The sequence below is a fragment of the Yersinia sp. IP36721 genome, from assembly GCF_003634395.1.
Lineage (GTDB): Bacteria > Pseudomonadota > Gammaproteobacteria > Enterobacterales > Enterobacteriaceae > Yersinia > Yersinia entomophaga.
On sequence record NZ_QCZL01000004.1, the window covers coordinates 56,574 to 79,022 of the forward strand.

The following is a 22,449-nucleotide window of genomic DNA, read 5'->3' on the forward strand; positions in this document are numbered from 1 at the left end:
AGTTTTAGGCCTATTGCTCTGGTTGTTCCAGCGCTTTTAAATAATCATAAATGGCAATCTGTGCACGTACTTTGCGCCGATTTCCGCGCGGTACATAACGATTACTCAGTTCTTTATCAATATAACGGGCTTTTACCGTGTCGTTGAACAGTAGCTCTAAGATATCCAACACTCGCTGTTTCAGTTTCGAATCCAGCAGGGAAACGGCCACTTCGATACGATAATCAATATTTCGGGTCATCCAGTCCGCTGATGAGAGATAAACCAGCTTGTCGCCTTTATTCTCAAATACGTAAACGCGGTCATGTTCCAGAAAGCGGTCAACGATGCTGGTGACCTGGATATTTTCACTGATGCCCGGCATATTGGGGATCAAAGAACACATTCCGCGTACCAATAAACGAATCTTCACGCCAGCACTGGAGGCGCTATATAACCGATCAACCAGTCCTTTATCTACTAAATTATTAATTTTCAGCGTGATCCCGGCGCTTTCTCCCGCCTGTGCATGGATGATTTCCTGATCAATCAATTGATACAACATCAGGCGCGAGTTTTGCGGTGATACCATCAAATTGTCGAATTTAACTGGCCTATAAGGGTTCTCAATAAAGTTAAATACCCGGCGAACCTCATTGGTAATGCGTGCATCGGCAGTTAACAGCGAGTAATCGCTATAAATACGCGCGGTTTTCTCGTTAAAGTTACCCGTCCCTATATGAGCATAACGGACGATTTGGTCGCCTTCCAGGCGGGAAATCAGGAATAATTTGGCGTGAATCTTCAGCCCTGGCGCAGAGAAAATAACGTGTACGCCCGCGGCGGTGAGGCTTTTGGCCCAGTGAATGTTGGCTTCTTCATCGAAACGCGCCTGTAGCTCCACCACCACCGTGACTTTTTTACCGTTATGGGCGGCGTGAATCATAGATTCAATAATGCGTGAGTCTTTGGCGACGCGATAAATATTGATTTTGATTGCCAGCACGCTGGGGTCGAAAGACGCCTGACGCAGTAATTCCAGCACGTGTTCAAAGGTGTGATAAGGATAATACAGCAGCACATCCTGCTCACGGATCGCGTCAAAACCGTTGCGGAATTTATCAAACCAAATATGGCGTAGGCGCGGCATCGGGCGATTCACCAGATTGCTTTTCCCTACGTTAGGGAAGCCGATGAAGTCTTTGAAATTGTGATAACGGCCACCGGCAATGACGGAGTCATCATTGGAAATACCGAGTTTATTTCGAAGTAATTCCACCATTTCATCGGGCATATCTCGCTGATAAACAAAACGCACCGGCTCGGCGGTTAAACGCTGCTTCAGACTGGATGACATCAACTCCAGCAGGCTGGACTCCATTTCCGTAACCAGATCGTATTCCGCATCGCGGGTCATTTTCATCGAATAAGCGTTGAGCGCATCGTAATCGAAGAAGCCTTTAAAGATTTCATCGAGACAATAACGCAGAATGTTATCCAATAAGATCATTGGCTTGCGACGGCGCGGAGCTTCTGGTGGCAAATTAACGAAGCGCGGCACTTTATCGGAAGGAATTTCCAACAGCGCATAGGCGATTTCCTGCCCGCGGATAATCTCAACCGCCAGATAGGTGTAATCGTCTTTGAGAAATTGCACCAGATTGGTGTCGTGATTGATCAGTATCGGCGTAATGTGCTGACGCAAATGCTGTTTGAAATATTGTTTGAGCCAAATCTGCTGGTTCTCAGAAATCTGGCGTTCATTGATCAGGAAAATCTGATTCCGCGCCATTTCCAACAGAAGTTCATTATACAGGCTGTCGAATTCCTGATCGGCTTTGACCACTTTGGCCTGAATTTTCTTTAGCAAATGGCGAGAGGACACGCCAGAGCCTTGCTCTTCGCTAATAAGAATTCGCCGCTTTAAGTCGGCAAAACGAACTTTATAAAATTCATCCAGATTATTGGAGTAAATGCCAAGAAAGCGCATCCGCTCTATTAGCGGGTTGCTCTTATCCGCAGCTTCCTGCAATACCCGTTCGTTAAAGGATAACCAGCTGAGTTCTTTCTCGGTGTAGAGCTTTTCCTGACCCATTGCAACTCCATTCAGATTTTTGTGGGAGTATTTAGTGTCCGTAGACATTATTGCGAGAGATTGACAGGAAAGTCCAACAGATATCATTAGTTAACATTGTCATGCAAACGCCATAAAACTGACATAAGATGCTCGGTCATCTCAGCGCGCAAGGGCGAATGAGTTATATAAATCATCTATAGGATCTAGTGTAGGGCATGGGGCAAAGCAGAGTAGTACCACTTTCAGGCAGAGATCGCCGCCGGGCTATGATTGACCGCGTGGTAGGCAGGATGGTGAGCGGTAGCGGCCTGCTGGTGCTACTGACCCTGATGCTAATTTTTGTCTACCTGCTGTATGCGGTGCTGCCGTTATTTAAACCGGCGGCGATTAGCCTGCACGCTCAATTTCCCGTGCCCCCCAGCGCCTCCACCTTAAGTATGGGAATGGATTCCCGAGGGGAAAAGCTGTGGCGCATCGATGCTCAGGGCAACGGCGCTTTTATTCGCCTCCAGCCGGAGGGTGAGCAGGCTGAAGGGACGTTACTGGCAACGCAGGTACTTTCCGCTCCTCCTACTTCATTGGGACAGGCTTCGGGATTGCAGGCGTTGGGATTGAGTAACGGTAGCCTGATATTGGTTCGGCCGGATTTTAGCGGCGGCGCTCACTGGCATTTCCCTTTGGGCGATCAGCCGCAACCGCTGGATGAAAAAGGACGTCCGTTGCGACATATCGCCGTAGCGGAGCCACAATCACAGCAATTCAAGCTGGCAGCCAGCACTGACGACGGGCGGGTTTTGCTCGGGAATTTCACTGAAACCGAACGAAAAATCACGCCGCTGCCGGAATCCCCGACCCGGATAGATCAACTGTTGTTAAGTCCCGATGGCCACTGGCTGTACTTACTGTCTGCGACGCAGGTTTATCTTTACCAGTTGGATCATCGCCCCAAACTGCGGGAAATAGTCGCGCTGGATCAGCAGGAGCCGCTGCACTTAGCGCTGTTAGCTGGCGGGAAATCGCTGTTGGTACAATCGCCGCAGGGGCGTTTGTCTCAGTGGTTTGACGTGCCACATACCCGGGAGCCTCAGGATAAACCGCCACATCTTACTCGTATTCGCGAGTTCTCTTCGGCAATGGGGCTGCTGAGCGTGGAAGATCACCGCCGGGTTTTTGCCACAGTGACTCCAGCGGGAGAGTTAACGCTATTTTCCAGCATTCAAACCTCTCCTTTATTGCAGGAAAAAGTGGCTAAAGGCATCAGTCATGCCGCATTTTCCCCGTGGGGTAACGCACTATTGCTGGAAAACGGCGCTAACTGGTCTTATTACCGCGTTGATAATGCCTATCCGGATATCACCTGGCGTAGCCTGTGGCAGAAAGTATGGTACGAAAACTACCCGGAACCTGCCTATGTTTGGCAATCTACGTCGGCGAATGATAATTACCAGCCTAAATTCAGCCTGATCCCGATTATCTTTGGCACGCTAAAAGCTGCGGGTTACGCCATGTTATTCGCCGTGCCTTTGGCATTGGCCGGTGCGATTTATACTGCGTATTTTATGCAGTCTGGACTGCGGCGAGTGATTAAACCGGCGATTGAAGTTATGGGAGCATTGCCTACGGTAGTGATTGGTTTGATTGCCGGTATCTGGCTAGCGCCGGTGATTGAGCAATATCTAGCGGGCATTCTCCTATTACCGTTCTTACTGGCGCTGGCTATTCTGCTGTGCGGTTGGAGCAGCGCAAAACTATCTGAGCGAATTAAATGGCGCCTAGCTGCCGGTTGGGATGTTGTGGTGTTGCTGCCGGTTATTTTAGTCACTGGCTGGCTGACTTTGATGCTGGGGCCGCATTTGGCACAGTGGACGCTCGGCTTACCGCTCAATGAATGGCTGGGAGATAATTACGATCAGCGTAATGCGCTGGTGGTCGGCATAGCGATGGGCTTTGCCTTAATTCCCATTATTTTTTCTCTGGCAGAAGACGCGCTGTTTAGCGTGCCGCCGTCCCTGACTCAGGGGTCACTGGCCTTGGGTGCGACGCCGTGGCAAACCGTGGTGAGAGTGGTTCTGCCTTCGGCCTTTGCCGGTATTTTTTCGGCGTTAATGATTGGTTTTGGCCGGGCGGTGGGGGAAACCATGATCGTGTTAATGGCTACCGGTAATACGCCAATTATTGACGGCAGCGTTTTCCAAGGGCTGCGCGCGCTGGCGGCGAATATCGCCATAGAAATGCCGGAGGCGGTAGTGGGCAGCGGCCATTATCGGGTGCTATTCCTTACCGCTCTGGTGCTGTTTATGTTCACTTTTGTGGTTAATACCCTGGCCGAAGCGATACGGCTTCGGCTGCGGGAACGCTATCAAACGGAGCGGGATGCGTGATGAAAAGCTGGTTTAAATCAGGCTCGCCCTGGATCTGGCTGACGGCCGGTTCGGTCAGCATCAGCCTGTTGGCCTTGCTGGGTATCATATTGTTGCTGGCAGGGCAGGGAATGCGTTATTTCTGGCCTGCGCCGGTTTATCAGTTCGAGCTGAAACAAAGCGGTGCCGGGCTGGTCAGCTTGATCGGAGAAATCTATCAGCAGCAGCAGATCACACGGGAACAGCTGGCAACGGCGGGGATTCCTCTAGCGGACGGACGTGATTCTGTGACGCGTTATCTGATTAAAACCGGTAATCGGGAGTTTCAGGGGCACGATTTTCAGACCTTGCTTGACAGCGATATTGTACAGCGGTGCCAGCCGAAAGATTTGCTGGTGCTTAGCCGTTTGAATCACGGTACAGCCTACGGTTTTATGGCCGGGATGCTGGATAACGGGCAGCCGCTGGTGGGGGATAATATTCCGCTGGAGCTGCAAAAACGGATCCCGCAGGTGCAGGCGTTGGTCAGGCAAGGGGATGATATTCAGTTCCGCCAGATGAACATACTTAACCAACAGGTTGAGAATTTGCGTTTGCAGGAGAAACATCTGCAAACCGCCGGTAAGCTGGACGGACGAGCGCAAGATCGCCTACGCGCTGAACGCGGGGAGGTACAGCGTCATTACGATGGATTGGCGACAACTTTGCAGGGCCTGCGCGCGGAACAAAACCGCTATACGCTGTTGCTCAAAGATATGCAGGGTCAGATACACCCGATTTCCCTCAGCCAAATCAGTAAAGCTTGGTATCCCAACAATATGACTTTCTGGCAAAAAGTCAGGCATATGGCGGGGCAGGGACATAAATTTCTGACCGATAGTCCGCGCAATGCCAATAGCGAAGGCGGCGTATTCCCAGCGATTTTTGGCACGGTGCTGATGGTTATATTGATGTCAATTATGGTGATGCCGTTTGGGGTTATCGCCGCGGTTTATCTCCATGAATATGCCAAACGCAATTGGTTAACGCGTACAATCCGCATTGCGGTTGTGAATCTGGCGGGCGTGCCCTCTATTGTTTACGGTGTCTTTGGGCTGGGCTTCTTCGTCTATTTTATCGGCGGTTCGCTGGATAAGTTATTTTATCCGGAGGCATTGCCTAATCCGACCTTTGGCACGCCTGGCGTACTGTGGGCGGCATTAACCTTGGCGTTACTGACACTGCCGGTAGTGATTGTTTCTACCGAAGAAGGGTTATCGCGCATACCTGCCAGCCTGCGTCAGGGGTCACTGGCGCTAGGAGCCAGCAAAGCCGAAACGCTGTGGCATATTGTGTTGCCGATGGCGGCTCCGGCGATGATCACCGGCCTGATTTTGGCCGTGGCTCGTGCGGCGGGGGAAACCGCGCCGCTAATGCTGGTTGGCGTGGTGAAATCCGTACCGGTATTGCCGGTAGACGGTGTATTCCCTTTTCTGCATCTGGAACGAAAATTCATGCATTTGAGTTTCCAGATATACGATATGGCATTCCAAAGTCCGAACGTTGAAGCCGCGCGTCCGCTGGTATTTGCAACGGCGTTACTGCTGGTTGTTATTGTGGTTGGGCTGAATTTAGCCGCGATGGGAATACGCCATCATTTACGTGAAAAATACCGTGGCCTGATGCTGTAATGACATTATTTAACTCGCAGGAAACCTTATGGGACTGATGATACCGGACGCCTTGCCCGTACTGGATGTACGGCACCTGAGCGATGAAAATACCGCGCTGGCGGTAGAGCATCTCAATCTGTTTTATGGTGAAAAACAGGTTTTGCACGATGTTTCTCTGCGTATCCCTAAAAATCGGGTCACTGCGCTTATTGGGCCTTCCGGTTGCGGTAAATCGACGTTATTGCGTTGTTTTAACCGAATGAATGACCTGTTGGAACATTGTCGAATGGACGGCGAAATCAGAATTGGTGCTGAAAATATCATCGGAAAAAAGGTCGATGTTGCGGCGCTGCGCCGTCGTGTGGGTATGGTGTTCCAACGGCCAAATCCTTTCCCTAAATCCATTTATGAGAACGTGGTTTACGGCCTGCGTTTGCAAGGAATTCGCGACAGACGGGTTTTGGATGAAGCTCTGGAGCGTGCTTTACGCGCCGCGGCGTTATGGCACGAGGTGAAAGATCGATTGCGGGAGAATGCTTTCCGTCTTTCCAGCGGCCAGCAACAGCGTTTGGTCATTGCTCGAGCGATTGCCATCGAACCGGAAATTTTACTGTTGGACGAGCCTACTTCGGCGTTGGATCCTATTTCGACCTTGACCATAGAAGAGTTGATTACTTCGTTAAAACAGCACTATACCGTGGTTTTGGTCACTCATAACATGCAGCAGGCGGCGCGGGTTTCGGATTACACTGCGTTTATCCATCAAGGTTGCCTAGTGGAATACAACGATACCGATGGATTATTTACCTCACCGGCCATGCGGCGGACGGAAGATTATATTACCGGACGTTATGGCTAAGATTCGATTGGTTAGGATTATCTGCGCAAAATAACACCGGAGCCCATGGCTCCGGTATAGCGGTTAAGGCGTTTTGATCGCCGGAGTTTTATATTTTGTCAAATATTGGGGTTGGAAAATACACATACGGATAACCGTGCGGTATTCGCCGTTGATAAAGAACTCGTCGATTAACTCGCCTTCGCTTTTAAAGCCCAGCTTGCTGTAAATGTGAATGGCTTTTTCATTTTCTTTATCAACAATCAAATACAGTTTATACAGGTTCAATACGGAGAAACCGTACTCCATTGCCAGTTTGGCTGCGGTGCCTGCATAACCTTGGCCCTGATGGGCGGGATCAATGATGATCTGAAATTCTGCCCGACGGTGAATATGGTTGATTTCCACCAATTCCACCAGCCCGACTTTTGTCCCCTGACTTTCGATAATAAACCGGCGTTCGCTCTGGTCATGGATATGTTTATCGTACAGGTCAGACAGTTCAACAAAAGCCTCGTAAGGCTCCTCAAACCAATAGCGCATAACGCTGGCATTATTATCTAACTGATGAACAAACGGCAGGTCATCCCTTTCCATCGGACGTAGCCTGACGCTGGTAGTGCTAGACATGCGGATTCCTCGAAATAATAAATAAAACAGCGGACGCTGCGAGGGAATTATAACCACATAGGGCGTGGGAGAGGAGATATTCCTTTAGATGTTGGGGTAAGGTTTATCATCAATAATGATTTGAGTCTCTACTGACGGCGTACCGCGATTCGTTCCCGCTCAAACGCGGCTCGCTTGACGAGGAGTGTACGAGAGGCGTTTTCAGACCCCCATTTGCGCGCCAACCTTGCTCGGGAACCGTTATGGCGAGTGAGAATAAACCGAAAGATTTAGCTTTCGCAACCCACACCAATCTTGTCGTGGAAAAGCTCAAATACGTTCTTTAAAGTCAAAATTAGTTCACAGCTGTAATCGGAGCAAGTTCCGGTTGATATTCGATAAGTGAATACCTTGTTCTATGGTTTAAACTGACTCATTGCCTTGAATCAAGCAATAAACCGCTTTCCTGCCATCAGCCATTGATCCTGCTAAGCTTTCAATGATGCTCATCCATTTTTAACTGAAAATGATTGGATAAATACAGCCAGTATTAGCTGATAAATCTTTAAGGGGACAGAGGTGATTAAAGCTTTTTCTCAAGAAATAACCAAAGCGGTAGTTGATCCAGTGGTTGGTATTGGTATTGCGGAGTTGGCGAAAGGGAAGGCGCTGAATAGTTTCGGTACGCGTATCGCAGCGGGTAAAAAGGTGGGATGCCATGCCCATTTTCACGGCGAGGAGTGGTATATCATTCTGGCTGGAGAGGGGCGAATGTACCTGGGGGATGTGGAAAACCAGAAGTTGGTAAACTTAAGAAATCATGATGTTAAGCAAGGGGATATCTTTTGTATACCGCCGGGAACAGCCCATCAGTTACAGGCTGAATCGCAACTGGATTTAATCTTTTTGTGCCCAAATAGCCATCTGGTGACGGATAGAATACTGTTCCCCGATATGTGCTAACCCTTGATTACCGGCGGCCAGAAAACAACATTGGAACGTTGGGATCAAAAAAGGGCCATATCACATGGCCCTTTTAGCATAAAACCGGCAGTAGCTTTTATTCGTCGGCTGCGTAACCCTGTAAGGGCAGCTTTTTACCATCCAACCAGGCGGCGTTCTCACGCATTTCCAATCGTCCTTCGGTAAACCAACTGACCACCAACGGATAGATATTGTGCTCCTGCGCCTGCACTCGCTCAATCACATCATCTTCGCTATCTTCAGAAAAAATGGGCACTTTTGCCTGTAAGATAACCGGCCCGCCGTCCAGTTCCTCGGTCACGAAATGCACCGAAGTGCCGTGTTCCGTATCCCCGTTTTCGATAGCCTGACGGTGAGTGTGCAAACCCGGATACTTAGGCAGCAGCGATGGATGGATATTCAGCATTCGACCAGCGTAATGCTGTACGAATTCCGGGCTAAGGATGCGCATATAGCCAGCTAGCACCAGCAAATCCGGCTGATAGGCATCAATAGCCTGAGCCAGCGCTAAATCAAAGCTGACACGGTCAGGGAAAGTTTTGGCATCTAGCGCATGAGCAGGAATCGCGGCCTGCGTCGCGCGCTCCAGACCGTAAGCCTGCGGATTATTACTGAAAACCGCACAAATCGTACCCGCCAGTCGCCCTTGTTGCTGTGCGTCCATCAGAGCTTGCAGATTGCTGCCTTGACCAGAAACCAAAACCACGATTTTTTTCATAGAAGCTACCGCTATCCGTCTTTTTGTTGATCCGTTACGGATTGATGACAACCTGCTCTGCTGCTTCTGGCAATGCAGCAATCGTACCGATTTTCCATGCTTTTTCGCCGGAAGCGGTCAGCAGTTCAACCGCCTTATCTGCCAGTTCGGCAGGTAAGGCGACAACCATACCCACGCCACAGTTAAAGGTGCGGTACATTTCGTGGCGGCTCACGTTGCCGGCCTGCTGCAACCAGCTGAATACTGCTGGCCATTCCCAACTGGATTCATCGATTACCGCCTGCGTGCCTTCTGGCAGAACCCGTGGGATGTTTTCCCAGAAGCCGCCGCCGGTCAGGTGGGCAATGGCGTGAATCTCCAGTTGCTCGATCAGACTAAGGATAGATTTTACATAGATTTTTGTTGGTTCCAGCAAATGGTCCGCCAGAGATTTGCCTGCCAAGTGCGTTTGCTCAGGATCGGTTTTGCTGACTTCCAGAATTTTACGTACCAGAGAGTAGCCGTTGGAATGCGGGCCGCTGGCGCCTAACGCAACCAGTGCGTCGCCGGGAGCCACTTTGCTGCCGTCGATAATTTCGGATTTTTCGACAACGCCAACGCAGAAACCGGCAACGTCGTAATCTTCGCCGTGGTACATGCCCGGCATTTCAGCGGTTTCGCCGCCTACCAGCGCGCAGCCAGACTGTTTACAGCCTTCGGCAATACCGGTAATCACGCTGGCTGCGGTATCCACATCCAGTTTTCCGGTAGCGAAATAATCGAGGAAGAACAGCGGCTCTGCGCCCTGAACGACCAAATCGTTAACGCACATCGCGACTAAATCTATACCAATGGTATCGTGACGTTTCAGGTCCATCGCCAGACGCAGCTTGGTGCCAACGCCGTCGGTGCCTGAAACAAGAATAGGTTCACGGTATTTTTGCGGTAATGCACACAGGGCACCAAATCCACCCAATCCACCCATAACTTCCGGACGACGAGTCTGTTTTACTACGCCTTTAATGCGATCAACAAGGTCGTTGCCGGCATCGATATCTACACCTGCGTCTTTATAGCTGAGAGAGGTTTTGTCGGTCACTGCGAGGTCCCCACGGAGGTTGGCTGTTTGAGCTTTGGAAGAAAACGCGGCAATTCTAACAGTCTAGGCAAACGTTTGCGAGTGGCTTGTGATGGAGTCGTTGTTTTCCATGTTCTAGAATTAAGATCCAGTTTCTATTGATCTGAATCAGGCTATTGGTTGTGGCGTTCAAAAAAAAAGGCGGTATAATCTCGCGATTTTTTTGGCCGTCAACCGCCTTAATAGGAGAAAAATAATGAAGATCGTTGAGGTGAAACACCCGCTGGTAAAACATAAGCTTGGCCTGATGCGTGAAAATGACATCAGCACCAAACGCTTCCGTGAGCTGGCTTCTGAAGTGGGTAGTTTGCTGACCTATGTGGCGACCGCCGATCTGGAAACCGAAAAGGTCACTATTGATGGTTGGAATGGCCCGGTTGAAATTGAACAGATTAAAGGGAAAAAAATTACCGTTGTGCCTATTCTGCGTGCCGGTCTGGGCATGATGGAAGGCGTGCTGGAAAATGTTCCTAGCGCGCGTATCAGCGTTGTCGGCGTGTACCGCGATGAAGAAACCCTGAAGCCGGTTCCTTATTTCCAAAAATTGGTTTCGAACATTGACGAGCGCATGGCGCTGGTGGTTGATCCAATGCTGGCGACCGGTGGTTCTATGATTGCAACCATCGATCTGCTGAAAAAAGCGGGCTGCCAGAGTATTAAAGTATTGGTTCTGGTTGCTGCACCTGAAGGTATTGCTGCACTGGAAGCCGCTCATCCGGACGTTGAGCTATACACCGCTTCCATCGATCAGGGATTGAATGAACAGGGTTATATCATCCCAGGTTTGGGTGATGCCGGTGATAAGATTTTTGGTACTAAATAGTTTTACCAGCCGACTGAGAAGTCGGCTTTTTTTTGCTCCGCAGCCTAAGAATATCAATCACCTAGTCAGAGGATAGAGAAGATGAGCCGTCGCACTATAGGGGTCAGCGAACGTCCGCCGTTATTGCAAACGATTCCCTTGAGTTTTCAACACCTGTTCGCCATGTTTGGTGCCACCGTTTTAGTTCCTATTCTGTTTAAAATTAACCCGGCTACGGTATTGCTGTTTAACGGCGTCGGTACGCTGCTGTATTTATTTATCTGTAAAGGTAAAATTCCGGCCTATCTCGGTTCTAGCTTTGCGTTTATTTCACCGGTATTACTGTTATTGCCATTGGGCTACGAAGTGGCGCTGGGCGGATTTATTATGTGCGGCGTTTTATTTTGCTTGGTTGCAATGATTGTGAAAAAAGCGGGGACTGGCTGGCTGAACGTCTTATTCCCACCGGCGGCGATGGGAGCCATTGTGGCGGTTATCGGGCTTGAACTGGCAGGGGTTGCGGCCGGTATGGCTGGATTGCTGCCAGCGGCAGGCGCGACGGCGGATTCTACGACCATCATTATTTCGATGGTAACCCTGGGTGTGACTATTCTCGGTTCAGTATTGTTCCGCGGCTTTTTTGCCATTATCCCGATTCTGATTGGCGTGCTGGTAGGATACGCGCTGTCGTTCGGCATGGGTGTGGTGGATTTAACGCCCATTCGGGAAGCCCACTGGTTTGCCTTACCGACTTTCTATACTCCGCGTTTTGAGTGGTTTGCCATTTTAACGATCCTACCGGCGGCATTGGTCGTGATCGCCGAGCATATCGGCCATTTGGTCGTGACGGCGAATATTGTTAAAAAAGATTTGATCCGCGATCCTGGTCTGCATCGTTCGATGTTTGCCAACGGTATTTCCACGGTGATCTCCGGTTTCTTCGGCTCTACGCCAAACACCACATACGGTGAGAATATCGGCGTGATGGCCATTACCAAGGTTTACAGCACCTGGGTGATCGGCGGCGCGGCAATTCTGGCAATTATGCTTTCTTGCGTGGGCAAGCTGGCTGCGGCAATTCAGGCGGTGCCTGTTCCAGTGATGGGCGGCGTTTCCCTGCTGCTGTACGGCGTGATTGCCGCATCCGGTATTCGTGTACTGATTGAATCTAAAGTTGACTACAACAAAGCGCAAAACCTGATCCTGACCTCGGTGATCCTGATCATTGGCGTTAGCGGCGCGAAGATAAACATCGGCGCGACCGAGCTAAAAGGTATGGCGTTAGCAACGGTGGTGGGGATTGGCCTGAGTCTGCTGTTTAAAGTCTTTAGCCTGATCCAGAAAGATGAAGAAGTGATTGAATCTGCCGAAGACCAAGCGGCGAAATAGTAGCTAAGTGCCGGTGCCACTGAGGGATTATTCGGCGGTACCGGCCAGTGATATCAGGGAAAGGCGAGATTGATCCCTTTGGCGCTTTTTTCAGGATCTAAATGGTTTTTATGAAGCTTTTGATTTTTGTGGTAAGCTCTCTCGGTTTTCTTGCCCGTTTTGGTTGAGGTGCTTCTGAATACGCCGGCACAGCTTTCACTGCCACTTTATCTTCCCGATGATGAAACTTTTGCGAGTTTTTATCCGGGGGAGAACCCATCCCTATTAGCTGCGATTCAGGCTGCTGTTCATCAGTCTCACGGTAGTTATATCTACTTTTGGTCGCGAGAAGGCGGCGGACGTAGTCATTTACTCCATGCAGCCTGCGCCGAACTATCGCAGCAAGGGGAAGCCGTCGGCTACGTGCCGCTGGATAAGCGCGCCTATTTTGTCCCTGAAGTGCTGGATGGCATGGAACAGTTGGCGCTGGTTTGCATCGATAATATCGAATGTATTGCTGGTGACGATGAGTGGGAAATGGCGATGTTTAATCTGTATAACCGCATTGTTGAAACCGGACGCACTCGTTTGTTGATCACTGGCGATCGGCCACCGCGTCAGCTTAATTTGCGTTTGCCGGATCTGGCTTCTCGCCTGGATTGGGGGCAAATCTATAAGCTTCAGCCGCTCTCTGACGATGAAAAACTCCAGGCGTTGCAACTGCGAGCAAAACTACGTGGATTTGAACTACCGGAAGACGTGGGCCGTTTTCTGTTGAAACGACTGGATAGGGAAATGCGCACTTTGTTTATGACGCTGGATCAGTTGGATCGTGCCTCTATCACTGCTCAGCGTAAGCTGACGATTCCTTTCGTAAAAGATATTCTCGGGCTGTAGCGACTGAACGAGAATGGACCCGAAAGGTGCCCATTCTTGTACTGAATATCGTTACCTATCTCAATGGATTATAAAATCTCAAGCACCTGCTCCGGCGGGCGACCCAGTCGCGCCTTACCCTGATGAATAACGATCGGGCGTTCAATCAGTTTTGGGTTATTCGCCAAGGCTTGCAACAGTTGCGTTTGAGACAGGCTGCTATCGGCCAGATTTAACGTTTTATATAACTCATCTTTGGTACGCATTAGCAGTCGGGCATCGCTGAAACCCAGCTGTTGCAGCAGTTCTGACAACGTTGCAGCGCTTGGCGGCGTATCCAGATACAGCACCACCTGTGGCGTAATGCCTCGTTGTTCCAGCAAAGTCAGAGTCTCACGGCTCTTGGAGCAGCGCGGGTTATGGTAAATCGTGACGTTGTTCATTATTACATTCCTTGAAAAAATCATCCTAAACGCATCAGGATTTCTGGTATTTACGAAAACGTTCGTTCAATTGGCGCAATTGGTCGATGCGAGCATCGTAACGCGCCTGCTTCAGACTGCCCAATTTTACCCGTGCGCTGGCATCGCCAAGTAAGCCAATCGCCTGTGGTAGTTTGCCACTCAGCGCCAGACTTTCTGCCCGCGCAGAGAGTTCTTCATCTCGCAAACCTTGTGCTGCAGAGGCTTGAGCCAGCAAATCCCAGCCGTTGGGATCGTTCGGATGGGCGAAAGTGTAGCGATACAGAATTCGGCTAGCCGCCGCTGGCTGCTCGCCCTGTACGTAAGCATTGGCGAGGTTAAGCTGTAAGACTGGCTCGTTATTTTGGCTGGCAATGGCTTTCTCTAACCGGGCAATCGCCTGCGCGTTTTTATTCTGCCCCAAATCAATGTCGGTCATTAAATCGATAAACCAGATATTGTTTGGCTGTTGGGTCAGCAATGGCTGCAGCACATTACGGGCGCTATCATATTTCTTAGCCTGATAGAACAAGATTGCCTGACCGTATTTGGCCGCGAGCTGTTCCCGCGTGGTGCCTTTGCTTAGCGTGTCCAGCAAATCCGAGCTAAGGCTGTACTCGGTGGAACCATACATCCCCAGAATACGGACTTTGGCAAACAGATAATCCTGTGATGAGGCCACTGGGTGCGGCTTCATTTGGCTGGCGCGGTTACGTGCGTCGGAGAGACGGCTATCCGGCAAGGGGTGAGTCAGCAGCATTTCCGGCGGTTTGGAGGCATAGCGTGATTGATCCGCCAGTTTCTGCATAAAGTTCGGCATGGCCTGCGGATCGAAGCCGGCGCGCTGTAACACCACGATACCGATGCGGTCAGCTTCCTGTTCGTTACCCTGAGTAAAGCTGATGATACCCTGCTGGGTACCCGCCAGCGTGCCGCTCAGCCCTGCCATACCGGCCTGCGGGCTGGCCATGGTCAAAAGTATCGAACCCAGTACGCCCACCCAGGTCAGCGGAGCCATTCGCTGCTGTTCTTCCATCGCACGCGCCAAATGGCGTTGAGTTACATGGGAAATCTCATGGGCCAACACCGATGCGAGTTCGCTTTCGTTATCCGTATAGCGAAACAGCGCCGAGTGGAGCACCACGTTGCCGCCAAAGAAGGCAAAGGCGTTCAGTTGATCATTATTGACGATAAAGAAGTGAAAAGGGGTGCGCACCGAGTTGGCGTTGGCCACCAGTCGGTTTCCCAACTGATTGATATATTGAGTCAGTAGTGGATCGGCGATCAGCGGCGTGCTGGCACGCATCTGGCGGACGTAAAAATCGCCCATCGCCAACTCCTGATTAATACTGAGAGTGCCGCCGGCGGTGGTGCCGATATCCGGTAACAGATCCTGCGGCGTTTCGGCAGAAACGGGCGCGATCCCAGAATAGAGCAGGGTAGTGAGCAATGTGGCGATCACTGTTTTACTTAACAGACGTGTCATAAACGAGACTGCCCCTACTGAGGTAATGACGATTTTGACGCCTGTGATGCGTAAGAGTTCTTCTTCCCTGCTCTGCTCTCCAGTACAATCATCACGAACGCGTGTTGGATCACAAATAAGCGATCAGAAATCTCAAAAGCTCTGTCCTTGGCTTTGTGTCGAGATTGTCTGTTATCTTAGCTAGCCCGCCAGCACAATGGAACTTTTGCCTAGCAATATTCTTAGTTTTACTCATTAATGCTCTCCCCTGTGCTTAAAGGGCCGCAAAAGAAACCTGTATTTCGCAGGTTCGTCATGGTTTTCAAGGAGCAATCTCTGATGTTAGAGATGTTATTACAGTGGTATCGCCGACGTTTTACTGACCCACAAGTCATTGCATTGCTGGTTATTTTACTGGCCGGATTCTGCATTCTTTATTTTTTCAGCGGCATTTTAGCTCCGCTGCTGGTGGCTATTGTGTTGGCGTATTTGCTGGAGTGGCCAACGGCTCGTTTGCAACGCATCGGCTGTTCGCGACTGTGGGCGGCCAGTATAGTGCTGATTTTGTTTGGCGGTATCGCCATGCTGTTGGTGTTGGTGGTTGCGCCGACCGCGTGGCAGCAAGGGATTAATCTGATTTCGGATATGCCGAAAATGTTGAATCAATTCAATGCGTACGCTCAGACCCTACCGTCACGCTACCCGGCACTGGTGGATGCTGGCATCGTGGATATGATGGCGGAAAATATGCGCGGTAAGCTTTCCGGCATGGGAGACTCGGTCGTTAAATTCTCGCTGGCTTCGATAGTTGGCCTGCTGACATTGGCTATCTATCTGATTTTAGTGCCGCTGATGCTGTTTTTCCTGCTTAAAGATAAAGAACAGATGCTGAATGCGGTGCGCCGGGTATTGCCACGTAACCGTGGCCTGGCGGGGCAGGTATGGAAAGAGATGAACCAACAGATTACCAATTATATTCGCGGCAAAGTGATGGAAATGGTGATTGTGGGTATTGCTACCTATCTGGTGTTCTTTATCCTGGATATGCGCTACGCGCTGCTGTTATCGGTTTTGGTGGGTTTCTCGGTGCTGATTCCCTATATTGGCGCGGTGATTGTCACTATTCCTGTGGTGCTGGTGGCGCTGTTCCAATGGGGTATCGGTGCCGATTTCTGGACGCTCATCGTGGCCTATCTGGTGGTTCAGGGGCTGGATGGCAACCTGCTGGTGCCAATTTTGTTCTCGGAAGCGGTGAATCTGCATCCGTTGGTCATTATTCTGTCCGTGATTATTTTCGGCGGAATGTGGGGGTTTTGGGGCGTATTCTTCGCGATTCCTTTAGCGACGCTGGTGAAAGCGGTGATTCATGCCTGGCCAGAAGAGTTTATTCCTGACGCTGATTAATGTCGGCGAATACCCAATATTACCCATAAAAAAGAGCGCCTGGGCGCTCTTTTACTTTATCTGAATCCTATTTGTTGGCAGACAAATCAGGCATTTTGCTGTAGGTAAGCCATCACGATATCGTGGTGATTGGTGGTTTTGAAGTTATCGAACACGTGTTCGACCTTACCTTCGCTGTCAATCAGGAAACTGATGCGATGGATGCCGTCATAGGTTTTCCCCATGAAGCTCTTTTCGCCCCACACGCCAAACTGTTCAGCAACCTGATGATCTTCATCAGAAAGCAAAGTGAAGTTCAGCAACTCTTTTTCTGCAAAGCGAGAAAGTTTCTCGGGTTTATCGGTACTGATACCTAGCACTTCTACACCGGCGTTTTTCAATGTATCCATGTTGTCACGCAGGCCACAGGCCTGGACGGTGCAACCCGGCGTCATCGCTTTCGGGTAGAAATAAACCAATACGCGTTGTCCAAGGAAGTCGGCCAAACTAATTTGCTCACCGTCTTGATCGGGCAAACTGAATTTTGGCGCAATATCACCGGCTTTCAATGGGCTCATTACTAACTCTCCATTCGGTCGTCATGCTGTGGGTAGTTCACAACGCTAATACTGCCCTGCGCATTGAGTTCTGTACATAGCTGATGAAAAGCTTGTTCAATAATAGAACTGTTTTGGCTGGCAGGGCTGTGGGCGCTGATCTGAATATGTAGCAAAGGCGAATTATTGCCCTCTGCCGGCTGGGTTTTTGAGACCAGTTCCGCAATGTTCATATTGTGACAATGGAACAGGTTAGTGAATCGCTCAATAATATGTGGGGAATCTTTAACTTCAACCTTTACCCAGACGGTAGCAGGCATGGCTTGCTGATCCTGCGCGTTAGTGCGTTTCATCACAATCAGTAAATCCAGCTCGGCCCCTTTCTGCGGCAAAGTGGACTCAATCAGAGTGATGGCGTTCCAACTACCGGAGAGCAACATGATGAATGTGAACTCTTCACCGAACATCGCCAAGCGGCTATCTTCAATATTACAACCGCAACTGCTCACATGGCGGGTGATAGTGTTTACGATACCTGGGCGGTCTGCACCCAGTGCGGTTATGACCAGATAATGTTCATCAAGCTGCGGCAAAGTCGCTCTTCCTGTGTCGCTCTATGGGGTTACCATGGTAAACATAAAAAAAACCTGCTGCCAAGCGCTTACAACACAGTTGTTTACTTGCTTTTGGATAGAGGTCAAAAGTACCATGAGGAACTTGTTTGTGGAGGAGATGGCCGATGTTTACGGGAAGTATAGTTGCGCTGGTAACGCCGATGGACGACAAAGGTGCTGTCGATCGTGCGAGCCTTAAAAAACTGATTGATTATCATGTGGCCAGTGGAACTGCCGCTATTGTCTCCGTCGGCACGACGGGTGAGTCTGCAACGTTGAATCACGACGAGCATGCGGATGTGGTGATGATGACTTTGGATCTGGCCGATGGCCGTATTCCGGTCATTGCAGGAACCGGCGCAAATGCTACCTCGGAAGCCATTTCTCTTACTAAACGTTTTAACAATACGGGCGTCGTTGGCTGTTTGACCGTTACGCCGTATTATAATCGTCCGATGCAGGAAGGTTTGTTCCAGCATTTTAAAGCTATTGCTGAAAGTACCGATTTGCCGCAGATTCTCTATAATGTGCCTTCGCGTACCGGTTGCGATATGTTACCGGAAACGGTTGCACGTTTAGCTAAAATTAAGAATATTGTTGCGATAAAAGAAGCCACGGGGAACTTATCGCGGGTAAGTCAGATCCAAGTGCTGGTTGATGATGAAGATTTCATCCTGCTAGGCGGCGACGATGCCAGCGGGCTGGACTTTATGCAACTGGGTGGTAAAGGCGTTATCTCGGTGACTGCGAACGTAGCAGCCCGTGAAATGGCACAGCTTTGTGCCTTGGCGGCCGCAGGCGATTTCGCTGAAGCACGCCGTTTAAATCAACGCTTGATGCCGTTGCATCAGCATTTATTTGTAGAAGCAAATCCAATTCCGGTGAAATGGGCCTGTAAGGCGCTGGGGTTGATGGCAAATGACACTCTGCGTCTGCCGATGACGCCGCTGACTGACCCTGCCAAGCTGGTAGTGGAAAAAGCGTTGAAAAGCGCCGGTTTGCTGTAACTCTTAGGGAAATTTGATGGCAATATCATTGCAAAAGTCGATGGTGGCAAAGGTTGTGGGTGTTTCGTTGGTCATGCTGCTGGCAGCTTGTACAACGGATCAACGCTATAAACGTCAGGTTAGCGGAGATGAAGCCTATCTCGATGCGCCGGCGCTCAAGCCGCTTAACGCACCTGCTGGTATGATTCTGCCGTTGCAAAACGGTGATTTTGATATTCGTGAAGTTCGTTCTACTGGCAACGTCGGCAAGGCTCTGGACATTCGTCCTCCGGTGCAGCCGTTGGCGCTGTTGAGCGGTTCGCGCACGGAATATACTAGCGATACCAGCAAGCTGTTGTTAGAAAGTAGCCCGCAGAATCGTAACCTTTGGAGCCAGGTCACCCGCGTGATTCAGGATAAGAATCTGCCGGTTGCCAGCCGTCAGGATGCGAATCAAACGCTGACTACCGACTGGATCAAGTGGAGCCGCGGCGATGAAGACGTGCAGTTCGAAGGCCGCTATCAGGTGAGCGTCGTAGAGCAGGGTTATCAGTTGTCGCTGGTGGTGAAATCACTGGAACTGCAGCAGGGGGGGAAACCCGTCACCGAATATAGCGCTATTCAGCGTTATAACGGCGCAATGCTGAACACCATTATTGAAGGTCTGGATAAAGTCCGTACCGACGCTGAAAACAATCAGGCCGCTCGCAAAGTGGGTTCTCTGGATGTTCAAAGCGGCAGTGACGATACCGGCTTGCCGAACCTGATCGTCCGTGTACCTTACGCCACGCTGTGGGAACGTCTACCAGCTGCGCTGGAGAAAATGGGCATGAAAGTGAGCGACCGCAGCCGTCCACAGGGTACCGTGGCCGTGACCTACAAATCTATGAGCAGCAGTAGCTGGGATGCGTTGGGTGCGAAAGATCCGGAGCTGAAAGAAGGCGATTACAAACTTCAGGTCGGCGATCTTGATAACCGCAGCAGCTTGCAGTTTATTGATCCTAAGGGCCATACCTTAAGCCAATCGCAGAACGATGCGTTGGTGGCGGTGTTGCAGGCCGCGTTCAGCCAGACGAGCGCAAACTAAACAAAGGGGCTTCGGCCCCTTTTGTCTTTGTGTTTATTAGCTATATCGGGCGGTGCTGGAACGATGCGGCGCGGCTCTGTAGGTAAAGTTAATTTTGTTAACATTCGTTTTGTTAATGCCAGTTTTGTCAACATAGTCATTCTTTATCAAAGATTGTCACACTATTGGAGTAATAAGATGCAAAAGCTAGCTGAGTTGTATCGTGGGAAGGCGAAGACCGTCTATACCACCGAAAATCCTGACCTGTTGGTACTGGAGTTCCGTAACGATACGTCAGCACTGGATGGTCAGCGCATTGAGCAGTTCGATCGTAAAGGCATGGTCAACAACAAGTTTAACCATTTCATTATGACCAAACTGCAAGAAGCCGGTATCCCGACCCAAATGGAGCGCCTGCTTTCTGATACCGAAGTGTTGGTGAAAAAGTTGGATATGATTCCCGTAGAATGCGTGATTCGTAACCGTGCCGCCGGTTCTTTGGTTAAGCGTCTGGGCATTGAAGAAGGTCTGGAACTGAACCCGCCGCTGTATGATTTGTTTCTGAAAAACGATGCCATGCATGACCCAATGGTCAATGAATCTTACTGTGCAACCTTTGGCTGGGCTAGCGAAGCGCATTTGGCTCGTATGAAAGAATTGAGCTACAAAGCGAACGACGTACTGAGCAAAATCTTTGACGACGCCGGTCTGATTTTGGTGGACTTCAAACTTGAGTTCGGTTTGTTCAACGGCGAAGTGGTGTTGGGCGACGAGTTCTCTCCGGATGGCAGCCGCCTGTGGGACAAGAAAACCCTGAATAAGATGGACAAAGACCGTTACCGTCAAAGTCTGGGTGGTTTGATTGAAGCCTACGAGGAAGTTGCGCACCGTATCGGCGTTAAATTAGACTAACCGCGCAATCGATTACGTTGTTTTTCCAATCTCGTTAATCAGGGGAGAGCGTTCGTTTCTCCCCTCTATTTCTGTGTTTTTGATTAAAATCCTGCCATTTCTTTCTTACGACACTATTTTTAATGGTATTCATCCATATGATTTTCTACGATGAGTGGAAAGTCTGTTCTGGAGTAAAGCTATGCGTTGGCAAGGTCGTCGTGAAAGTGACAATGTGGAAGATCGTCGGGGAGCTTCATCTGGTGGCGGCGGTGGTTTTCGCCCACCGATTGGAGGCAAGGGCGGGCTGGTAATCCTGATTGTGGTGCTGGTAGCCGGTTATTACGGTGTGGATCTCACGCCGTTGCTCAACGGCAGCGATCCGACGCAGCAAACCACCCAGCAATCCAGTGCGCCAATTAGCCCGAAAGATGAGCAAATGGCCAAGTTTACCAAGGTTGTGCTGGCCGATACCGAAGATACCTGGAAACCTATTTTCCAGAAGATGGGCAAAACCTATCAGGATCCGAAACTGGTGATGTATCGCGGCGCAACGCGTACCGGTTGCGGTACTGGGCAATCGGTTATGGGGCCATTCTATTGCCCGGCGGACAGCACCGTATATATCGACTTATCGTTCTACGAAGAGATGAAAAATAAGCTGGGTGCTGGCGGTGATTTTGCTCAGGCTTATGTTATTGCTCATGAAGTAGGGCATCACGTTCAACATTTGTTAGGGATTGATGCCAAAGTACGCCAGCAACAGCAGGGGGCCTCTCAGGTTGAAGCTAACCGCCTTTCCGTGAAGATGGAACTCCAGGCCGATTGTTTTGCCGGCGTGTGGGGCAAAGCGATGGATGAGCAACAGGTACTGGAAGAGGGTGATTTACAGGAAGCTCTCAATGCTGCGCAGGCCATCGGCGACGATCGTCTTCAGCAAAAGAGTCAGGGGCGAGTGGTGCCGGATAGCTTTACCCACGGCACATCCCAGCAACGTTACACTTGGTTCAAGCGCGGTTTTGACAGCGGTGACCCAAACAGTTGTAACACTTTCGCCAGCCGCTAAAATACTTCATCGCTGCGTGACAGCATGATTCTCCGATCCTTGCCGGCGCATTAGCGACCGGCATTTGTTTTTTGAATATTTTACTTTTTGACTACATTGCACTTTGACTAAAAGGTAGGGATGACCATGGCTACACTCGATCCTACATTGCTAATCCTGCTGGGATTGGCTGCGTTGGGTATTATCAGTCACAACATGACGGTAACGCTGGCGATTTTAACCTTGCTGGCCATCCGTATTACGCCGTTGAACCAGTATTTTCCGCTAGTGGAAAAATACGGTTTAACCATAGGGATACTGATTCTGACTATTGGTGTGATGACGCCTATCGCCAGCGGACGAATTAGCGCCAGCGAGGTACTTAACTCCTTTGTTCACTGGAAATCGATTCTGGCGATAGCTGTCGGTATCGGAGTGTCCTGGCTGGGTGGGCGCGGGGTGTCTTTGATGACGCATCAGCCTTCGGTAGTCGCCGGACTATTAGTCGGCACAGTATTGGGCGTAGCGCTGTTTAAAGGTGTGCCGGTTGGCCCGTTAATCGCCGCTGGCTTGCTGTCACTGGTTATCGGTAAACAATAAC

21 protein-coding genes are annotated in these 22,449 nt (G+C 50.2%); 13 read left to right on the forward strand and 8 right to left on the reverse strand.

The features are described 5' to 3' along the window. Nucleotides 1-10 precede the first annotated feature (10 nt). Nucleotides 11-2,074, reverse strand: a complete 2,064-nt coding sequence (ppk1, locus tag DBA33_RS05350) for a polyphosphate kinase 1 (RefSeq protein ID WP_064516923.1) — start codon at nt 2,072-2,074, stop codon at nt 11-13. 197 nt (nt 2,075-2,271) lie between these two features. Here ppk1 and DBA33_RS05355 point away from each other — a divergent pair, with 197 nt between their 5' ends. From DBA33_RS05355 to pstB, 3 genes are read left to right on the forward strand one after another with little or no spacing between them, the layout of a single operon-like run. Then, nucleotides 2,272-4,437 (forward strand): ABC transporter permease subunit, encoded by a 2,166-nt coding sequence (locus DBA33_RS05355; RefSeq protein ID WP_120805813.1) that lies wholly within the window; start codon nt 2,272-2,274, stop codon nt 4,435-4,437. Further along, nucleotides 4,437-6,086, forward strand: a complete 1,650-nt coding sequence (gene pstA, locus DBA33_RS05360; protein ID WP_064516927.1) for a phosphate ABC transporter permease PstA — start codon at nt 4,437-4,439, stop codon at nt 6,084-6,086. Before DBA33_RS05355 ends, pstA begins: the two co-directional genes overlap by 1 nt. Before the next feature lie 28 nt (nt 6,087-6,114). After that, entirely contained in the window at nt 6,115-6,927 is an 813-nt protein-coding gene (gene pstB, locus DBA33_RS05365; protein ID WP_064516929.1) for a phosphate ABC transporter ATP-binding protein PstB, read from the forward strand. A 63-nt stretch (nt 6,928-6,990) separates the two neighbouring features. Here pstB and speG read toward each other — a convergent pair whose 3' ends face one another. Beyond that, on the reverse strand, nt 6,991-7,536 hold the full coding sequence (speG, locus tag DBA33_RS05370; RefSeq protein ID WP_064516931.1) for a spermidine N1-acetyltransferase: 546 nt from the start codon (nt 7,534-7,536) through the stop codon (nt 6,991-6,993). Nucleotides 7,537-8,094: 558 nt separating this feature from the next. Here speG and DBA33_RS05375 point away from each other — a divergent pair. Continuing rightward, the gene (locus DBA33_RS05375) at nt 8,095-8,478 is read left to right on the forward strand and encodes a cupin domain-containing protein (protein WP_064516933.1); all 384 of its coding nucleotides are present in this window, start codon (nt 8,095-8,097) and stop codon (nt 8,476-8,478) included. A 97-nt stretch (nt 8,479-8,575) separates the two neighbouring features. On the opposite strand, the gene purN is transcribed toward DBA33_RS05375, so the two are convergent. Next, nucleotides 8,576-9,217 (reverse strand): phosphoribosylglycinamide formyltransferase, encoded by a 642-nt coding sequence (purN, locus tag DBA33_RS05380; RefSeq protein WP_064516934.1) that lies wholly within the window; start codon nt 9,215-9,217, stop codon nt 8,576-8,578. Between the two features lie 34 nt (nt 9,218-9,251). Beyond that, nucleotides 9,252-10,295 (reverse strand): phosphoribosylformylglycinamidine cyclo-ligase, encoded by a 1,044-nt coding sequence (purM, locus tag DBA33_RS05385; protein WP_064516936.1) that lies wholly within the window; start codon nt 10,293-10,295, stop codon nt 9,252-9,254. 235 nt (nt 10,296-10,530) lie between these two features. Here purM and upp point away from each other — a divergent pair, with 235 nt between their 5' ends. The 3 genes from upp (at nt 10,531) to hda (ending at nt 13,401) form a co-directional block, all read left to right on the forward strand. Further along, nucleotides 10,531-11,157, forward strand: coding sequence for a uracil phosphoribosyltransferase (upp, locus tag DBA33_RS05395; RefSeq protein ID WP_120805817.1), 627 nt, complete (start codon nt 10,531-10,533; stop codon nt 11,155-11,157). Nucleotides 11,158-11,238: 81 nt separating this feature from the next. Next, nucleotides 11,239-12,525: a uracil permease gene (gene uraA / locus DBA33_RS05400; RefSeq protein WP_064516940.1), complete on the forward strand. Its 1,287-nt coding sequence runs from the start codon at nt 11,239-11,241 to the stop codon at nt 12,523-12,525. Between the two features lie 168 nt (nt 12,526-12,693). Continuing rightward, entirely contained in the window at nt 12,694-13,401 is a 708-nt protein-coding gene (hda, locus tag DBA33_RS05405) for a DnaA inactivator Hda (RefSeq protein ID WP_049597169.1), read from the forward strand. 68 nt (nt 13,402-13,469) lie between these two features. Here the strand turns inward: hda and arsC are convergent, their stop codons facing one another. Together arsC and DBA33_RS05415 are read right to left on the reverse strand one after the other, a co-directional pair. Continuing rightward, nucleotides 13,470-13,823: an arsenate reductase (glutaredoxin) gene (gene arsC, locus DBA33_RS05410; RefSeq protein ID WP_064516942.1), complete on the reverse strand. Its 354-nt coding sequence runs from the start codon at nt 13,821-13,823 to the stop codon at nt 13,470-13,472. 34 nt (nt 13,824-13,857) lie between these two features. Then, complete coding sequence (locus DBA33_RS05415; protein WP_064516944.1) at nt 13,858-15,327, reverse strand: M48 family metallopeptidase; 1,470 nt, start codon at nt 15,325-15,327, stop codon at nt 13,858-13,860. 318 nt (nt 15,328-15,645) lie between these two features. On the opposite strand from DBA33_RS05415, the gene DBA33_RS05420 reads away from it, so the two are divergent. Beyond that, nucleotides 15,646-16,710: an AI-2E family transporter gene (locus DBA33_RS05420; RefSeq protein ID WP_064516946.1), complete on the forward strand. Its 1,065-nt coding sequence runs from the start codon at nt 15,646-15,648 to the stop codon at nt 16,708-16,710. Nucleotides 16,711-16,796: 86 nt separating this feature from the next. On the opposite strand, the gene bcp is transcribed toward DBA33_RS05420, so the two are convergent. Together bcp and DBA33_RS05430 are read right to left on the reverse strand one after the other, a co-directional pair. Beyond that, a complete protein-coding gene (gene bcp / locus DBA33_RS05425) occupies nt 16,797-17,267 on the reverse strand; it encodes a thioredoxin-dependent thiol peroxidase (RefSeq protein ID WP_064516948.1) in 471 nt (156 codons plus the stop codon). 2 nt (nt 17,268-17,269) lie between these two features. After that, the gene (locus tag DBA33_RS05430) at nt 17,270-17,839 is read right to left on the reverse strand and encodes a glycine cleavage system transcriptional repressor (protein WP_064516950.1); all 570 of its coding nucleotides are present in this window, start codon (nt 17,837-17,839) and stop codon (nt 17,270-17,272) included. 146 nt (nt 17,840-17,985) lie between these two features. Here DBA33_RS05430 and dapA point away from each other — a divergent pair, with 146 nt between their 5' ends. The 5 genes from dapA to DBA33_RS05455 all read left to right on the forward strand — a co-directional run bounded on the left by dapA (nt 17,986) and on the right by DBA33_RS05455 (nt 22,448). Beyond that, nucleotides 17,986-18,867: a 4-hydroxy-tetrahydrodipicolinate synthase gene (gene dapA / locus DBA33_RS05435; RefSeq protein ID WP_049596881.1), complete on the forward strand. Its 882-nt coding sequence runs from the start codon at nt 17,986-17,988 to the stop codon at nt 18,865-18,867. A 16-nt stretch (nt 18,868-18,883) separates the two neighbouring features. Beyond that, the gene (bamC, locus tag DBA33_RS05440) at nt 18,884-19,933 is read left to right on the forward strand and encodes an outer membrane protein assembly factor BamC (RefSeq protein ID WP_064516952.1); all 1,050 of its coding nucleotides are present in this window, start codon (nt 18,884-18,886) and stop codon (nt 19,931-19,933) included. A 177-nt stretch (nt 19,934-20,110) separates the two neighbouring features. Continuing rightward, nucleotides 20,111-20,824, forward strand: coding sequence for a phosphoribosylaminoimidazolesuccinocarboxamide synthase (gene purC / locus DBA33_RS05445; RefSeq protein WP_064516954.1), 714 nt, complete (start codon nt 20,111-20,113; stop codon nt 20,822-20,824). A gap of 181 nt (nt 20,825-21,005) precedes the next feature. Beyond that, entirely contained in the window at nt 21,006-21,869 is an 864-nt protein-coding gene (locus DBA33_RS05450; RefSeq protein WP_120805819.1) for a neutral zinc metallopeptidase, read from the forward strand. A gap of 126 nt (nt 21,870-21,995) precedes the next feature. Further along, nucleotides 21,996-22,448: a DUF441 domain-containing protein gene (locus tag DBA33_RS05455; protein WP_064518484.1), complete on the forward strand. Its 453-nt coding sequence runs from the start codon at nt 21,996-21,998 to the stop codon at nt 22,446-22,448. The last annotated feature ends 1 nt before the right edge of the window (nt 22,449 follow it).

Bases quoted from the DNA above. Each gene is read 5' to 3' on its own strand.
- ppk1 (WP_064516923.1), bottom strand. From the start codon at position 2,074: ATGGGTCAGGAAAAGCTCTACACCGAGAAAGAACTCAGCTGGTTATCC.
- DBA33_RS05355 (WP_120805813.1), top strand. From the start codon at position 2,272: ATGGGGCAAAGCAGAGTAGTACCACTTTCAGGCAGAGATCGCCGCCGG.
- pstA (WP_064516927.1), top strand. From the start codon at position 4,437: ATGAAAAGCTGGTTTAAATCAGGCTCGCCCTGGATCTGGCTGACGGCC.
- pstB (WP_064516929.1), top strand. From the start codon at position 6,115: ATGGGACTGATGATACCGGACGCCTTGCCCGTACTGGATGTACGGCAC.
- speG (WP_064516931.1), bottom strand. From the start codon at position 7,536: ATGTCTAGCACTACCAGCGTCAGGCTACGTCCGATGGAAAGGGATGAC.
- purN (WP_064516934.1), bottom strand. From the start codon at position 9,217: ATGAAAAAAATCGTGGTTTTGGTTTCTGGTCAAGGCAGCAATCTGCAA.
- upp (WP_120805817.1), top strand. From the start codon at position 10,531: ATGAAGATCGTTGAGGTGAAACACCCGCTGGTAAAACATAAGCTTGGC.
- uraA (WP_064516940.1), top strand. From the start codon at position 11,239: ATGAGCCGTCGCACTATAGGGGTCAGCGAACGTCCGCCGTTATTGCAA.
- arsC (WP_064516942.1), bottom strand. From the start codon at position 13,823: ATGAACAACGTCACGATTTACCATAACCCGCGCTGCTCCAAGAGCCGT.
- DBA33_RS05415 (WP_064516944.1), bottom strand. From the start codon at position 15,327: ATGACACGTCTGTTAAGTAAAACAGTGATCGCCACATTGCTCACTACC.
- DBA33_RS05420 (WP_064516946.1), top strand. From the start codon at position 15,646: ATGTTAGAGATGTTATTACAGTGGTATCGCCGACGTTTTACTGACCCA.
- bcp (WP_064516948.1), bottom strand. From the start codon at position 17,267: ATGAGCCCATTGAAAGCCGGTGATATTGCGCCAAAATTCAGTTTGCCC.
- dapA (WP_049596881.1), top strand. From the start codon at position 17,986: ATGTTTACGGGAAGTATAGTTGCGCTGGTAACGCCGATGGACGACAAA.
- bamC (WP_064516952.1), top strand. From the start codon at position 18,884: ATGGCAATATCATTGCAAAAGTCGATGGTGGCAAAGGTTGTGGGTGTT.
- purC (WP_064516954.1), top strand. From the start codon at position 20,111: ATGCAAAAGCTAGCTGAGTTGTATCGTGGGAAGGCGAAGACCGTCTAT.
- DBA33_RS05450 (WP_120805819.1), top strand. From the start codon at position 21,006: ATGCGTTGGCAAGGTCGTCGTGAAAGTGACAATGTGGAAGATCGTCGG.
- DBA33_RS05455 (WP_064518484.1), top strand. From the start codon at position 21,996: ATGGCTACACTCGATCCTACATTGCTAATCCTGCTGGGATTGGCTGCG.